General features: G+C 61.8%; 1 pseudogene. It reads right to left on the minus strand.

Annotated elements, in window-relative coordinates:
* Positions 1-263: pseudogene (locus tag ACO0K4_RS19700) on the minus strand (phenylacetate--CoA ligase); the annotation flags it as partial.
* Positions 264-304 lie beyond the last annotated feature (41 nt).

Below are 304 nucleotides of genomic sequence, written 5' to 3' on the forward strand. Positions count from 1 at the left end.
ACCTTCTCGCGCGGGACCGCGAACAGCCCAAAGGGATAGTTATCGCGCAGGGTCTTCTTGTCGGTGAAGGGGAATCTGGCCAGGTCCGCCAGGGTGCGCAGGTCGTCCGGGTGCACGCCGGCTTCGTCGAACTTGCGTCTGTAGACCGGCGAGTTGGCGTAGGCGTGCGACAGCGCCCACTTCAGCCGCTGCAACTGCAGCGCGCGCAACTCGTCGATGCTGGCTTTTTCGATCGGTTCGAGGGGAAGGCTGGTGGCGCTCATGGTGTTGTCTCGATCACTGGTTTGTTGTCTTCTGGTATCAC

It is taken from the genome of Undibacterium sp. RuTC16W, from assembly GCF_049339445.1.
Taxonomy (GTDB): domain Bacteria; phylum Pseudomonadota; class Gammaproteobacteria; order Burkholderiales; family Burkholderiaceae_D; genus Undibacterium.